Below are 14,442 nucleotides of genomic sequence, written 5' to 3' on the forward strand. Positions count from 1 at the left end.
CTGGAGATCATGATCAACATTGCCGAAAAAGAACTCAAGATCCCGATCCGAAAAAAGCCTGCGGGGCCGCCCGTGCGGTCCCAAACAGTAAATCAACTCAGCCTGCATCACCCACTGGTGAGCATGGAAACACTCTGCGGGCTGTTTGACGGTCCGCCGCTGCGGGGTAAGCCGTCAGGCTTGGTATGAAAAGCAGAAACGATCTCAGAAAGCGGATCTTAAAAGTGCGATGGTGTTAGCCGAAGTCCGCCGGTTACGTCTTGACTTGCCCTCAGTTGGAGCGGAAATCCTGCACCACCAGTTGACTGACTTTCGTCAGCAACATGGGATTAAACTAGGTCGGGATAAGTTTGCTAAACTGCTCAGGGATAACGGATTATTAATAAGGAGAAGAACGCGACGGGCGAAGACTACTTGGTCGAATCACCCCTTCCGCAAGTATCCTAACCTGGTGAAAGGGAAGAAAGTAGATGCCCCTAATCAGTTATGGGTAAGCGATATCACTTACCTTCCCCTGCCTCGTGGGTTTGCTTATCTGAGTCTGATCACCGATGCCTACTCGCGAAAGATTGTAGGTTGGAAACTACATCCTACTTTAGAAATGGAGGGACCATTAAGTGCCTTAAAAATGGCTTTGAAAGCCAATAAAACATGGCAGCACTTAATTCACCATTCGGACCGGGGCGTTCAGTATTGCTGTCATGCTTATACAGGTCTGTTACGAAAAAACAAGATTGCCATCAGTATGACTGAACAGGGTGATCCTTACGAAAATGCGTTGGCTGAGCGGGTCAATCGGACGATAAAGCCGGGCCGCCGGTGCGGAGGATATGTTGCTGAACCGGGGCTTTATTAGTTACGCGGCTGCCGAAGAAGGGGTACAACGAGCAATTGAAAACTACAATCGATTACGGCCGCATCGGAGCTGTGGCTACTATACGCCTGAACAAGCGCATCGAATGCAAGGCGAATTGGTCAAGAAATGGCGGGTAACGAAACGCCGACAAGCAGCAAAAATGCAATCGACGCAGTCAATGACTGCGGCATGAAAACGAGTGTAAATCTGTCAAGTAAAATCAGGGTAATACATGACTACGAAAAGTACCATTTTTAAAGCAACCAATTTGTTAAAAGGATGTGCAGAGAATCGCTCCTTCTCGGTTACTAAAGGGCCAATGAGTTACTCTTTCAAGAACTAGTTGGTAAGCTAGAAAAAATTCGAATTCTCAAATAAGGCTCCCAATTGAGACGATAGAATCTTCATACGTATGCTTCAAAAAATGGGCGTTTTTCTGAACGGGGACCGGGTAGGAGGAGCGTATTGTTGGGCTAAATTATGTTTAACCACTGTCAAATTCTACCAATAACATACGGGTCACTCAAGTAACGTAACTATCCCCGGCGAAAAGCCAAATTTTTCAACAATGTAACCCTGCTCGTACCTTTATAAGACTAAGGAACTATATTGATAATTTATTAGATCCTTAGTTAAGGAAGTACTTACCTGTTTTACAACTCGTTGATCATGTATATCTATTCACTTTGTGTCGGTATCACACTGACTAATTTAGTGATGATTGCATTTTTATTGCTTATTCTCCAAGAGAACCGCAATCGAGTGGCTAACCGATTACTAGCCTTATTTTGTCTCAACTATGCCAGTATTGACGCCTACGAATTGATCGTTTCAAAAAATATTTATGACGCCTACCCGATCTTAATTGAAACCGATACACTACTACTACTTCCTTTCGGGCCGCTGGTTTACCTGTATGTACAGGCCATGACCCAAGTACGGTTTAAGCTTCAATCCAGACAGTTAATTCATCTACTGCCCATCCTGGTATATGGACTCTGGCTATTGCCATTTAAACTACAGCCGATGGCCACCCAAATAGCCCAGTTTCACCACTGGCTGAGTGACCGCCGGACAGCTCCGCTCATGACGATCTATTATTCTAAAGGAATCATTATTGGCTATCTTATCAGCGCTTACTGGCTGGTTCATCGTCATCAACGCATCGTTCGGCAAGTACTGGCGGCTCTGGATCAGAACACATTGCAGTGGGTCAAAGGCCTCATCTGGTCATTAATGATCCTATATAGTATCTGGGTGCTTAATAACGAGAGTTGGCTACCCAATAGACTGTATTTTGGCCTCGCTCAGGTAGGTTTTTCGTATTGGCTGGCCTATTTCGTTATGAATCAAAAAGCCATTTATACCCACGTTACGCCAACAATTTCGCTGGTTAGTTTAGACCAACCACCTAGCATTCGCTACCGTAATTCAGGCTTGACATCGGCTGATGTCAGAACGCTTTCAGAACGAGTAAGCCAATTCATGCGGTCAGAAAAACCTTTTTTGGATAAAGATCTGACGTTAACGACGCTCGCCGATCAACTAAGCTTATCCCCCACTTCACTATCCCAGGTACTCAACGAAGGCGTCGGGGCAAACTTTTACAGTTTTGTCAATCGACACCGCATTGAGGAAAGTAAGCACTTGCTGGTTGATCCAACTTTGGCTCACTACAGTATTCTTGGCATTGCCTTCGAGGCTGGGTTTAATTCAAAGTCGACCTTTAACAAAACATTTCGGGAGTTTACGGGGCAATCCCCTTCGGATTATCAAAAAGCGCATCGTTCACGGTTACCCTAATCAACTGACTGGTCCGTCTACTGGTAGCGGGACGTCCGACTGGACTAAACGGACGTTTCTGATTGGTTTGTGTCCTTACTTTGTGGACAACCATGAAGACCAATCGTATGAACAATAATCCTGCAACAGCGCCACTCGTAGGGAAGGCTTTTCAAGCCCTAGAAATTCTTTTTCTCATTTGGCTGACCCATGCCATCGCTTTTTTTCTGCACGAGTATGCCCATTCATTTTCCGCCTGGGCCCTTGGCTATAAGAAGGACCCTTGGGCATTAAACTACGGCGATTGGAGTGTCGTCAATGTACTGTGCATGCTGAAGATAGATGAAAATGTCAATTATGCGCCCATATTCGCTGATGGACACGGGTGGTATGCCGCCTGGATTGCCGTTTCTGGCATCTTGCTAGGTACAGGGTTGCTCTATACCCTAAGTCGACTGTTTTACTCGATTAGCCGAAAAAACAACCAACCGACCCATGCACTGTTCTATTTTTGGCTCTGTGTCATGAGTATTGGCGGCTTTTACAGTTACGTACCTATCCGAACGTTTAGTTCGTCTGAAGATATGTCCACGGTAGTGGCAGGTTTGCAGATCTCACCCTGGCTCATTCTACTTTTCATTGGTCTTCCCACCAGTCTGGCCATGTGGAATTTATTTACAAAGCTTTTGCCTGATATGCTTTCTCATCTTTACCCGACCGACCTATTTTTGCCGCGCTTGCACGTGGTTTTGTGTAGCTTAGTGGTTTTCGGGTATTGTGGCTTAGCGGGTCTGGTTCGACCGGCTGGAGTGGCCGCTTACTGGTTATCGTCGATGTCGGTTTACCTGCTACTTCCTTTATCGGTTATTCTATGCTGGCCTTCAAACCGTAAATCGAAAGGAAATTAAAAACGACCCATCTTTTCCGTTTGCGGATTTACCTTTTTCAGGTAGGCTTTCCATAGTTATTGGTATTTCTCCATAACTCATCCTGCAACCTCGTTTGAAGCAATGCTTTGGCTGTGCATGGCCATCACCCACTGCCAATTCGACTTGTCGGTAAAGAACTAGACTCCCCACCAATTATCAGCAGCCTGAACATGGCTGATTGCCGACTCGTCTTTTCGAATCGATAAATGAGTAGTACTGGGGTAAGCTTATTTGCGAAGCGATTAGAGCACGGCATTCTCAAGAACAAGCCGAGCTAGACAGTTGATCGTTTCGTACTTTGGGAAGTAAAGTACGAAACGACATCACGAAGTTGTTACAACACGTACGTCCATCAGCTTGTGAACAGCGTTGCTAATTACGAGCCAATAGCCAATCTAAATCTGCCCTAAAATGGTATTCTGTCGCTAAAGAATAAGCCCTTCTCCCCTTTTCAAATTTTGTACTTTTCATAGTGACCGTCCATAAAAGGCGACCTTTTCGTGGACGAATCATGGCCTTCAAGACTTAGGTTAGTCTATCTCACTGAATCTATACTGGCATCCACTTGGCCAAGCATTTTCGTGAACGAAATCCGCAAAATCATTAATTGTATTTATTTGATAAATAATATCCCTATTGACATCAAAAAATTGATCTACTTAAATAGTATATTTCCAATATTGAATCGACTGTCTCTTTTAAATTGTACTTAGTTGTAATGATTCCCTTGGTAAAATACTTGCAGGGTTCGTAAAATGGCATTGTCAGCTGAATTCATCACCGATTGATCACCCGCATTCAACTGCACGATGGCCTGAATCTCCGCTAACTCACTCAGTGTAATGGTTTCATAGCCCATGGACCACGTAGCGAACAGACGTTGCGTGATGGGACGATTGATGGCCAATGAAACATTAGTATGTCTGGGGTCTTGCGCAATGCACACATAGAGGTCCTTAACCACTTGTTTATCCCCTTCCAGCACTTGGACAAAATTCCCTTTAACGTAGAGTAAAGCCCCGGTAATGCCCACCTGGCTATTCTGGCTTCGACTATGGGCAAGCAAACTCAATAACTCCTCTTCCTGAAGAAGTTTTACGGCAGTACTGAAATAAATCAGACAGACATCCTTACACAAAAATAATTGATACTTTTCGTGGATGTTCTCATGCCTATACATTGCAAGACCGAATTGGTGAGTTACCTAAAATAATCAGTTGCGTATCGATGCTGAAACAGGCCCTGTCAATTTGCCGATCCCTTTGTTCGACGGGTAAACTGTATTAAAACTGTACGTCAGCTCGTTACGAATCATAGACTTTGTAGAAAATCATAAAATGCCTGCTTGTTGCTTAGCTTTAATTTAGCGTTGATATTCTTCCGGTGGGTTTCTACCGTCAAATAGCTCAAGCCCATAGTCTGCGCAACTTGTTCGGTCGTTTGGCCTTCTTTTAGCAACAAAACGATCTCATACTCGCGCTTGGTGAGTTGGTGTTTTAACGCAAAAAAATCATTGACCGTACTCTCTTTTTGCGGACGACCCAGGCTCAGGATACGATCCCCGGACATGATCTTTTGCAGACTGGTAATCAGCTCGCCTGAAGGGGTGGTCTTCGCCAGGTACCCGTTGACATTGGCGGCTGAAAACAGGCTCAGCTCTTTCTTTTCAGCGTACATACTGATGATAACGATGCGTGGTTTGTTCAGCAGGGTTTGCAACTGGGCTACCACTTCCAGCCCATTCAAATGGGGCATGTTATAATCAACCAGAATCAAATCCAATAAAATGCCCTGGCAGGTATACATCGCCTGACGGCTATCGTAGACTTGGCCTACTACTTCAAACAAACCCGACGCCTTCAGGATCAGCGCTAATCCGTCATTGAATAAGGCATGGTCGTCAATAATAACTGTTCTTGTTTTCATGTGTACAGCGAGTGGTCACCGTTTTGGGGTTGCTTTGGGAGTGGTCGCGGGTTGTTCACTCATCACCAGAGTAAAGGCGTTTCGATACTCACGGAGGTGCCACCGTAGCCTCCATCAATGACTAGCGTTAAATTGGCCAGCTCTGCCCGTTTATACATATTACTCAGGCCAATGCCCCGGCTTTGCGCATTGGCCTTGTACCCGATGCCGTCGTCATCAATACTCACCCGCACCAGGCCTTCACTCAAAAAGGCCTGGATGGTGACCTCCTTGGCTTGAGAATGCTTGATGATATTGTTGAGCACTTCCTGAACGATCAGATAAATACCCTGCTGTTGAAGAGCCGGTAAGTGATTGATTTTCTCTTCTGTAAAGTCAATGTAGTCAAAGGAGATGGGTGAAAAATCGTTGAACCGTTCAGCCAGATCAGCCAGCTTTTCGGTCAATGCCCGCTCGTCGTCTTTGACCAGGTTATGGCTAATGACCCGGGTTTCATTAATGGCTTCCAGGATCATGTCCCGAGCGAGCGCGATCCGGGGAGACTGCATGGTCAGGTAACCCAGAGCTGAGGCCAGGGTGTTACCCAACTGATCGTGGAGGTTGCGCCCGATCTGCTCGATTTCAGCTTTACGCAACTGCTCCAGGTTGGTCTGTACCAGCCGGATGGACTGTGCAGTCATCTGCCGACTGATGAGTTCCCGCCGAAACAGGGCAACAATCAAAAATCCAAAAACCAGCAGCAGATAAAAAGGCTGGAAATGGCTATAGCTCAGGGCCGGCGTAGACTGGCCATACGTTTGGTAGAGTACGGGTACAAAGATCAGCGTTGCCGTCAATAGCAAGTACATCTCCCGTTTTTTGATAAAACCAGCTAACGAAATATAAAACAGCCAGCCGATGTTCAGGGTCGTTAACAGGAGGCTGGCCTGAGTCACCACGGCATTGGTGAGGGGAGTGAGTGGAAAAAGCAACAGGAGTATCGGCAGCAGGTTAGCCCCCACTAAACCCAACACTACGTACCGGTGCCATCGACCATATAAGGTAAGGCTTTCGAGGTAGGCTACCCCAAATGGATGCAGCAGAGCGTTGGCCAGGAATATAATAAGAAGCCCGATTGAATTGGCGTTCAGACCCAGCCAGGGTGGAAAAGGAAAGCCGTCGAAAAAGTAATTGTAATTAAGTTGGCCCAACCCGATGGGAAACACGTACAAACCGAAATAAACCAACAGCCGGTGTTTAAAAATCAGTCCCAGAGAACATACCGTAAACATGAAAAAGAAGGCGCTCGTCAGGGCCGCCAGCCGAGTGATGGCTTCCTGGTTGCTCTTGATGATAAACTGGTTTTCGGTCGAGACCGCGATCGATAATTCGTGAATGCCCGTTGTGCGCCGACTGCGCAGCAATAGCCCTACGCTATCCTGAGGTGCCATCTCAAAAGAGAGCGCGAAAGCCCTGACCGGCACCGCACGCCTGCCAAGCGGAAGGCCCCGAAACAGTTTGCCGATATGGACTGGTGGCCCCTGGTGACCACGCATCAAATACGCGTCCAGCGTATCACAGCGATTGTGATCCAGATCGACGATCATTCGTCGGTTTAACCGGGTTAAATTGACCAGCGGCAGGTATACCCAGGCCTCTGGATGCGCATACGCGGGTCCAATCAGCACGTGTTGTGAGTCTTTATTGGAGGAAAAGCCTGCTGGACTTACCTGGGGAGTTGGGGGGGAAGAGCGCTTTGCGCTCACGGGCACCGTATAAACCAGCACCCGGTCATTCACCGATACCGTACCAAATCGGCAATCCACGACTACTGGCTTGACAGGCGAAGGCCGCGCCTGCCTACCTGGCTGCCCATAAAGCCGGCTCGCACAGCTAATGCTGGCAACAACCGCTAGTAACAGGCCGGTCCGGATGCCGATATGGACAAGGTTGGAGTCGATGGCTTTATTGAGTTACGTCCAAAAAAGGACAGCCTTGTACAGATGTGGTTTGATGCCGTAAAGTTCACATCAATAGAGACAGAAACATATACCTGATGGCAGGTAGTAAACAACCGGGATACAACCTGCTTTTTTTTGCAGAAAAGGTGTTTCTCTACCTGCTACCAGGTATATTTTTCGAATAAAGCATGGGCTACTTTTGCCTCAACAGTAAACTTAACTAAAGATGGATTACTTCCGCCCATTCCCTTCTTGTCCCCTCTAAGCGTTAAAACACATATTTTCTCCTACCCGTCGTGAATAGCGACGAGCTGACCACTTGATAACCGGATTAAACAACAAAACGCCAGAACATGAACCAAGACGATACAGTAAATAAAGGTCAAACAAACGAATATCCTCCCATCACTCCGGCCGCTATGGACTCGTTTGAGTATGTCTTTGCGCTATACCGTAGCCGGGTTCATGACTATTTTTATTCGCTGTTTGTAGCCGATTTCCCCGACAAAAGTGAGGAGAAAAACACAGATATCCATTGAGCCATTGGCCGTATCGATCAGCCATACGCCTTTTTGTGCATTGACCATTATCTATCCGCACCTCATTTTTCTAATTAACTTTAACCGAAATCTATTGAATGAAATTCTTTACCCTCTCTTTCGCCCTGCTGGTCTGTTTTTATGGCCCCGTTCGTGCTCAACAACAAAATGCCAACCAACAACTGGTTGCTATGGAGTTAAGCAAACAACTGAATGAGCCGTTATTTTAGTTAACCCATTGCCATACACTCCACCGGATGCCTATCCCTTACCCAAGCCTCTTCCGGCTTAATGAGCCTGTAAAATGACTCTCGAAACGCTACCGCCAATCCCAACCCGTGGCCGGCAAACCCAGATGAAAACGTACTCGGTCACCAACGGCTTACGCGTATCCATTGATCGATCAGGAGCTGAAACGCCCGATCCTGACGTCCCGTTTCAGCTCCTGATCAGCCTGGAGCGAATTACGGGCCTGGCTTACACCACCACAAGCCACTATGCAGAGCCTAACGAACGTAATCTGCTTTACGAAGCGTTCGATCAGACCCAGGCCGAGACCTTCTACCAGGATAACTTGCACATGCTGAACCTGATGATGGATGATGAATTCTAACCGATCCGTACGATAATGGATGGACCCCCGACTGATTGCCACGGGTAACGTCGATGAAATGAACGAACAAGTTAATTAGGTTTACCTTTACACTCTATGAACGTTTCTTTTTGGAAGCATCATCCTGTGGCTGATCAGCACGGTCGTCAGCTAGCCCAACAGACGATCGCTTTTCAGCACCAGTTTGATTTTAATTACATCAAGTTGACCCCAGCCGGAAGTTGGCTGGCGGTATGCTATGGCCTTACCGATGCCTGGCGGGGCGATGCTCTGGGCCGTCGGGAGATTATTCAGCCGTTGATTACCAACCCACAGGACTGGTGCACGTTGGTTGATTTTCGGACCAGCGTACCTCGTATGCTGGAAGAACAACTACTGGCCGCTCAACTCACCCGAGCGGCCTTCCCCCATCAGCCGGTTTATGCCACCGTCTTTAGCCCTGTATCACAGGCCATTCAGCTGGCGGGCCTAGAGCAGTTCATGCGGCACTGGCTTGATTTCCCGGAGTTAGTATCGGTCGGCTTAGCGAAGCTGACTGAAAACTTATATTTTGTTCTGGAGGAGTTCAGTCGTCAATCCATTCAGGAGCTTTATTATGTCATCCAACATGCCAGAACCGACGGCCTGCCACCAGCGCTTCATGGTCCATTGAGCAAACTGTCCGACCAGCCTTGCCTGCTGGAGGCCAGCCGCCTGTTCCGGGACGTGATCATTCACCTGCACGGACAGGGCGTTTATAATCCCTTGAGTGCGGTATCTCCCAAGGCTCGTTTTCATTATGGGACGACTACCCAGGGAGGGGTTTCATCCGTAAACCTGCCCGCCCACCAAACTCACTTACCGGGCCTTTCTACAAACATTCTGGCTGCCTGTCAGGACGCAGATCAGACTCGCCAGGTTATAAGAACCTATTATTCCCCAGCCTCGGCGGGCGGAAATAGTCACTTGATGGCCGAATGTGTTCTTCCTCTCTCTTTTCCCGATCATCAGATTAATGTATGGAAGCAAGCCGCCCGTCATTCGGGTCTCCCCCTCCCTTAGACTATAAAGGCCCCGAAACGATTCGTTTTGAAGAGTTTACGGTTCAGGATCTGGAGACGGACATTTACACTCTTTTTGAGCGACGAGCCAGCCGTCAACCCAGCCGGATCGCATTGGTGGATGGCGAGATTCAGCTTAGCTACGGTCAGCTATTGGAACAAACCCAGCAGATTGCCCTGGCTTTACGGTCACGACAGCTTCTGGCCGGTGTGCCAATTGGTTTATGGATGGACAAGTCTGCCGGGGCGATAGCCGCGTTACTGGCTATATTGGCGGAGGGGCATCCGTATGTACCGCTTGACCTGACGGTGCCTGTCCAGCGTAACGAGTCGACGCTAACGCACGCGGGCGTTGACTTGTTGATCGGCTATGCGTCCGAGTTGCCATCGGCCCCGCCGACCATATCCCAACTAGTACTCGATCAGATCAATACAGAAGGAGATACCGCTCACTATCAGGCGGCAGGGGGGGGCAACGACATCGCGTATATTCTTTACACATCCGGAACGACCGGGCAACCAAAGGGCGTCTATCAACATCAGCGGGGCGTCCTGCATGACGTTGCTCAGTACGTACACTCGATTCACCTGGGGGCTGGTGATCGACATTCCCTCCTGTATTCTTTATCGGTGATCGGGTCCATTCGGGACGTGTTAGGCACCTTGCTAACCGGGGGTAGTGTTCACTTCTACCACCCGATCCGGCAGGGACTAGCGGGTTTAGCCCAGTTCATTGAGGATCAACAAATTACAATTTATCATTCATTACCCCTGTTGTTTCGAGGATTTCTCAGTGTGGCCCGTGGTGCCTTTTTCCCCAGCGTCCGGCTTGTTTACCTGGCGGGGGATCGGATTTACCGGGCTGACGTGGAGTTATATCGATCTAGCTTTCCGTCGACTGCCCGGCTCTATGTCGGAATAGGATCGACGGAGAATGCAACGATCTATCGACAGTGGTTTATCGATCATCAAACGCCCCTGACCGATGAACTCATTCCGGTAGGATACGCCGTTCCAGACCGGTCTATGCGCTTATTGAGTTTGACTGGCACAGAAGTAGAGAGGGGTGAAATCGGCGAAATCGTGGTTACCAGTGCTTTTCTATCATTGGGTTACTGGCGGGATGATGAACGAACCAGCCGCTCGTTCACGACCAAGGGAGCACTTCGTACCTTTCGAACGGGTGATCTGGGTCGATTGCGGGCCGATGGACTGCTGGAATTTATTGGTCGGCAAGATCGACAATTAAAGTTATCCGGCTACCGGGTTGAACCCGCCGAAGTCGAAGCCGTCCTGTTGCGGGCATCAGGCGTACTCCAGGCCGCCGTACTGATGCGATCGCAACCCACGCAAACCTGTTTAGTGGCTTATATAGTGGTCGAGAATGGAGTTATTATTGACCAGCTACGTCAGTTTGCGGCCGAGCATTTACCTACGCACATGATACCTGTCGAGTGGGAAATCATTGAGGCACTGCCCCGCTTACCCAATCTTAAAATAGATTTTAACGCCCTCCTTGAGATTGATGCTACCCGCTGTCGACAACGGGTAGCTAAGAGTCAAACCCATTTGAGTCAGACCGAGCAGGTGTTGCGAGCGGCCTGGTGCCAGTCAGCCTCCATGGATTCGTATGAACAGAATGCTAGCTGGCGACAGGGTGGAGGATCTTCGTACAACGCCTTGCTGCTCCTGGTTGATCTGGAAGATTATTGTCAACGCGAATTGCCAACGGCCTGGTTTCATGTCGACATGCGGCCAACCCAGCTATTGGCTAGACTGACTACAGCCTCGGACAAACCACTGCTGGATGCTCAGAAGTCATCCCTTTCGTTTGCCGTTTTTCGTCCCATATACGGAATGCGTGAGGGTAGCTACCGTTTGATTCAGGAGCTACGAAAGATCGGTCGTGTCCACCTTATTCAATACCCGGACCTAATCAGTCAACCCCTGGACGCGCTATTCAGCACGTTATCGACCGATACTTTTCTGGAATTCATCAAACCCCAGTTTGATCAGCTGCCGACGGGGGTCCATCTGGTTGGCATTTGTAGTGGCTGCACTATTGCTCACGAGGTTGCCCATTGGCGGGAAACTCAGGGCCGGATCGGCGGACACCTTATTTATGTGGATCATCCACCCGCTGGTGAAGACCTGCGCTGGCGTACAATACGGGCTGATGTCTGGCAGCAACGGTCGTTGCGTCCTATGCGTCTGATTCGCAAATTATCGCCCTCCGTTTATCGTTTTCTTTATGCCAAGTATACATCACTAGCTGGACGGGACCGAGCCGAAGCGGCTACCCGCCTACTAAGTCTGATGACGCGTCCATCGTATGTCAAGCAACCGGTTTTCTTAATTCAGTGTGCTGACACGAGTGCCTACTTTCACCATCAGGAGTCGTGGTCCCGGTATGTCAGTGAACTACGAACAGCCGAACTAGCTTGTGAACACGGTCAACTATTCCAGGGTGGTAGTTACTTTTCTCAATTAATAGCCCTTCTCCATGAGACCTTACTATGGCCAAAAAAGGTATAGTTTATAGAATACATCTGTCTCTGATTGAGTAGGATAGCCATAAAAAAGTAATTTCTCAATTTAGATAGCCATTTCGTGAACGCTTTTGATAACTTACTTGTAGTAAGAGTCAGATTATTTTTCTGCTCAACAAAAAGCGTCCATTTAGCCAAGCATTTAGCTGGACGAAATTGAGTTTGAGCTATTTAGTACTTTTTCTAGAAAAGTCAATCCGTATTATAAATAAATTAAAAAAAAGCCAGGATTGTACAATTCTTAGGCCCAGTAAAAAAGACTTATCTACCATAACCTATGCAATTGGCTCAACCAATACCGCTACTCGTTATATCACAGGATTATAGGTGGCCATCAGATTAAGATGTTAATATTTTGCCAGCGTCATAGCGGACCGCTAAAGGATGCAGGTAAATAAATAAGACTCCATACATGAAACCAAGCCCTACTATGGTAAATAATCTATGTCTATACTATCTTACGATACCGCACAGAAATGCATTGAAAAGGGTTATCAAAGTTAAAACAAACCATCGGATCATGTCATCGTGCTGGCAAAATAGGCTTGGCTTACCTACTCGCAGCCAATTGCCATGACCGGCATTAAAAGCTGGTCATCTACCGCTTTAAAGGCCTCGAACGCCTATTTTCACGGCAACCTACTTGGATTAACAAACCTGCCCGCACCACATCGTTTACACCTGAAGTACCGAAAAGAAAAAATGAGCCAGGAGTTTACCAAACACCTGTTCGATTTTAAGGGTAAGCTAAACCCCTTTCACATGGTGGTGCATCACTTTAGGGGCAGTGACAAGGGTGGGCCGCATTGTCACCCCTTCCGGTTCACCACGTATATCTTAAAAGGCGGCTGACCGTCCGTATAAAGAAACTGGCCGCACTGACGAAGTCATTTCAGACCGTCATCAGCCGCCTAACGGTTTCATGTTTGATCGAGCTACGGATACGCTTAGCAGCTAGACTGTGATTCCCTGTGTAAAGAACAACAGGACGTTGTCATGGCTGTAGTTTTGGTGCACGGGCTTGTTTGCATCAGCGTCGCCAGCCACAAAATTATAGGTGCCTGGATAGTTGACATCTTGGGAATCCTCTACGCGTCCGGCCAACGTTCTGCCAGCCATCAGGCCATAACCAGCCAAGCTAAATGTAAAGGCATTCGTCGTCTCATCAACGACAGTCACCTCCGAGACTAAATACCCCCCTTCTTCCGTCTCCATTAGGGGTTGCTGGGATACCAATTGTGCTTGTAGATACTCGTAGGGCGTTTGCATGTTGTTTTTTCTATAACAACCAAAGCGACACGCTCACTGTTCAGGGACTTTGTATAGCGCCACTGTTCAGGCCAAAAGACGATCGGTTTTTGGTGAGTAACGCTTTAACTAAGCAGGGTTGTTATGGCAAAAGCAATAGGTGTTTTTGTCGCGACAAAAACCGCCTGCGTAGGGCGAGGAATAGCGCGCCGGAGTTGAGCTATCGAGTCTACTGCACCAAGTGGTTATTACGATCAAACTGACCACAGCTCGGACTGCCCCGCCGATTCCGTCAACTCCAGAGCAGTCGATTCCTCAGGGGATTGACCAAGTACATCCGTCCAATTTTAGGTATGCACAACTTCTTGGACTGGCTGTATTTATGTGGACACTGAATTAAGCATCATCCTGTCCCGTTTACCGTAGAAATTCCAATTTATAGAGTGACAGTTTTGTCATTAAGTCCAGACGAATGAAGTTGCAGAATTGCAACGGTAGTTCTGGTTTGTAACCCCTACCCATTACCGACAAATCCAGTTAGCGCTGGATCAGCCAGTAACTGTTTTAGATTCGCATATTCCTCTCGATCCAACAGTTCAATCGCTTCCCCGGTAGCTAAACAGATTCGATCCCGGTATTGGCTGATCCGAGATAATAAAGGCTGAATGATGGTATTGCTATGATTAACAAAATCGTGAAGGTCCCCCTCACAGGAGGGGATTTTGTAACCTTTGGTGCTGCTGGCAATGATGACACCGGCATCCCAAAGCGGAGCAATCACCCGCGTTTGAAAGTAGTGCAGGGTGGGCAAACTGCCACGCCGTTCCTCAATGTGCGCCATTAGTTCCCTGCTTGAAATGTAACGAGCGGGATCAACATGACGGAAATGAAACAGTAAATAGCTTAAGCAAGTAACTTGGTCAACTTCTTGAGGGGAACGACTAGTCAGTTTGCTATGTAAAAAGTCTTGGCCTAGGCCCACACACAGTTCAGCTAAACCGGCGTTAAGACAAGCATTGA

At 47.9% G+C, this 14,442-nt stretch carries 16 protein-coding genes; 11 read left to right on the forward strand and 5 right to left on the reverse strand.

All coding sequences use genetic code 11. The features are described 5' to 3' along the window. From ACFS25_RS27250 to ACFS25_RS27270, 5 genes are all read left to right on the forward strand, one after another. A partial coding sequence (locus tag ACFS25_RS27250) for a hypothetical protein (RefSeq protein WP_381507635.1) occupies nucleotides 1-189 on the forward strand: 189 nt, incomplete at its 5' end. Continuing rightward, entirely contained in the window at nucleotides 146-856 is a 711-nt protein-coding gene (locus ACFS25_RS27255; protein ID WP_381507638.1) for an IS3 family transposase, read from the forward strand. The genes ACFS25_RS27250 and ACFS25_RS27255, both read left to right, overlap by 44 nt. After that, complete coding sequence (locus ACFS25_RS27260; protein ID WP_381507640.1) at nucleotides 831-1,049, forward strand: integrase core domain-containing protein; 219 nt, start codon at nucleotides 831-833, stop codon at nucleotides 1,047-1,049. The genes ACFS25_RS27255 and ACFS25_RS27260 overlap by 26 nt, the downstream gene beginning before the upstream one ends. 476 nt (nucleotides 1,050-1,525) lie before the next feature. Further along, nucleotides 1,526-2,659, forward strand: coding sequence for an AraC family transcriptional regulator (locus tag ACFS25_RS27265; RefSeq protein WP_381507642.1), 1,134 nt, complete (start codon nucleotides 1,526-1,528; stop codon nucleotides 2,657-2,659). A 92-nt stretch (nucleotides 2,660-2,751) separates the two neighbouring features. Further along, nucleotides 2,752-3,546 (forward strand): hypothetical protein, encoded by a 795-nt coding sequence (locus tag ACFS25_RS27270; RefSeq protein ID WP_381507645.1) that lies wholly within the window; start codon nucleotides 2,752-2,754, stop codon nucleotides 3,544-3,546. A 730-nt stretch (nucleotides 3,547-4,276) separates the two neighbouring features. On the opposite strand, the gene ACFS25_RS27275 is transcribed toward ACFS25_RS27270, so the two are convergent. The 3 genes from ACFS25_RS27275 to ACFS25_RS27285 all read right to left on the reverse strand — a co-directional run bounded on the left by ACFS25_RS27275 (nucleotide 4,277) and on the right by ACFS25_RS27285 (nucleotide 7,298). Continuing rightward, nucleotides 4,277-4,747, reverse strand: coding sequence for a BLUF domain-containing protein (locus tag ACFS25_RS27275; protein ID WP_381507647.1), 471 nt, complete (start codon nucleotides 4,745-4,747; stop codon nucleotides 4,277-4,279). 131 nt (nucleotides 4,748-4,878) lie between these two features. Further along, nucleotides 4,879-5,493: a response regulator gene (locus tag ACFS25_RS27280; RefSeq protein ID WP_381507649.1), complete on the reverse strand. Its 615-nt coding sequence runs from the start codon at nucleotides 5,491-5,493 to the stop codon at nucleotides 4,879-4,881. 62 nt (nucleotides 5,494-5,555) lie between these two features. Next, nucleotides 5,556-7,298: a sensor histidine kinase gene (locus ACFS25_RS27285; RefSeq protein WP_381507651.1), complete on the reverse strand. Its 1,743-nt coding sequence runs from the start codon at nucleotides 7,296-7,298 to the stop codon at nucleotides 5,556-5,558. Nucleotides 7,299-7,786: 488 nt separating this feature from the next. Here ACFS25_RS27285 and ACFS25_RS27290 point away from each other — a divergent pair, with 488 nt between their 5' ends. From ACFS25_RS27290 to ACFS25_RS27315, 6 genes are all read left to right on the forward strand, one after another. Further along, nucleotides 7,787-7,972, forward strand: coding sequence for a hypothetical protein (locus ACFS25_RS27290; protein WP_381507654.1), 186 nt, complete (start codon nucleotides 7,787-7,789; stop codon nucleotides 7,970-7,972). Between the two features lie 98 nt (nucleotides 7,973-8,070). Further along, on the forward strand, nucleotides 8,071-8,202 hold the full coding sequence (locus tag ACFS25_RS27295) for a hypothetical protein (protein WP_381507656.1): 132 nt from the start codon (nucleotides 8,071-8,073) through the stop codon (nucleotides 8,200-8,202). Nucleotides 8,203-8,276: 74 nt separating this feature from the next. Continuing rightward, entirely contained in the window at nucleotides 8,277-8,585 is a 309-nt protein-coding gene (locus ACFS25_RS27300; protein WP_381507659.1) for a hypothetical protein, read from the forward strand. Between the two features lie 96 nt (nucleotides 8,586-8,681). After that, complete coding sequence (locus ACFS25_RS27305; RefSeq protein WP_381507661.1) at nucleotides 8,682-9,626, forward strand: hypothetical protein; 945 nt, start codon at nucleotides 8,682-8,684, stop codon at nucleotides 9,624-9,626. Then, a complete protein-coding gene (locus ACFS25_RS27310) occupies nucleotides 9,584-12,160 on the forward strand; it encodes an AMP-binding protein (protein ID WP_381507663.1) in 2,577 nt (858 codons plus the stop codon). The genes ACFS25_RS27305 and ACFS25_RS27310 overlap by 43 nt, the downstream gene beginning before the upstream one ends. A gap of 587 nt (nucleotides 12,161-12,747) precedes the next feature. Then, the gene (locus ACFS25_RS27315) at nucleotides 12,748-13,026 is read left to right on the forward strand and encodes a hypothetical protein (protein WP_381507665.1); all 279 of its coding nucleotides are present in this window, start codon (nucleotides 12,748-12,750) and stop codon (nucleotides 13,024-13,026) included. A 102-nt stretch (nucleotides 13,027-13,128) separates the two neighbouring features. On the opposite strand, the gene ACFS25_RS27320 is transcribed toward ACFS25_RS27315, so the two are convergent. Both ACFS25_RS27320 and ACFS25_RS27325 read right to left on the reverse strand, forming a co-directional pair. Continuing rightward, the gene (locus ACFS25_RS27320; RefSeq protein WP_381507667.1) at nucleotides 13,129-13,443 is read right to left on the reverse strand and encodes a hypothetical protein; all 315 of its coding nucleotides are present in this window, start codon (nucleotides 13,441-13,443) and stop codon (nucleotides 13,129-13,131) included. Between the two features lie 493 nt (nucleotides 13,444-13,936). Continuing rightward, complete coding sequence (locus ACFS25_RS27325; RefSeq protein WP_381507670.1) at nucleotides 13,937-14,263, reverse strand: hypothetical protein; 327 nt, start codon at nucleotides 14,261-14,263, stop codon at nucleotides 13,937-13,939. Nucleotides 14,264-14,442 lie beyond the last annotated feature (179 nt).

The organism is Spirosoma flavum (assembly GCF_042686045.1).
Lineage (GTDB): Bacteria > Bacteroidota > Bacteroidia > Cytophagales > Spirosomataceae > Spirosoma > Spirosoma flavum.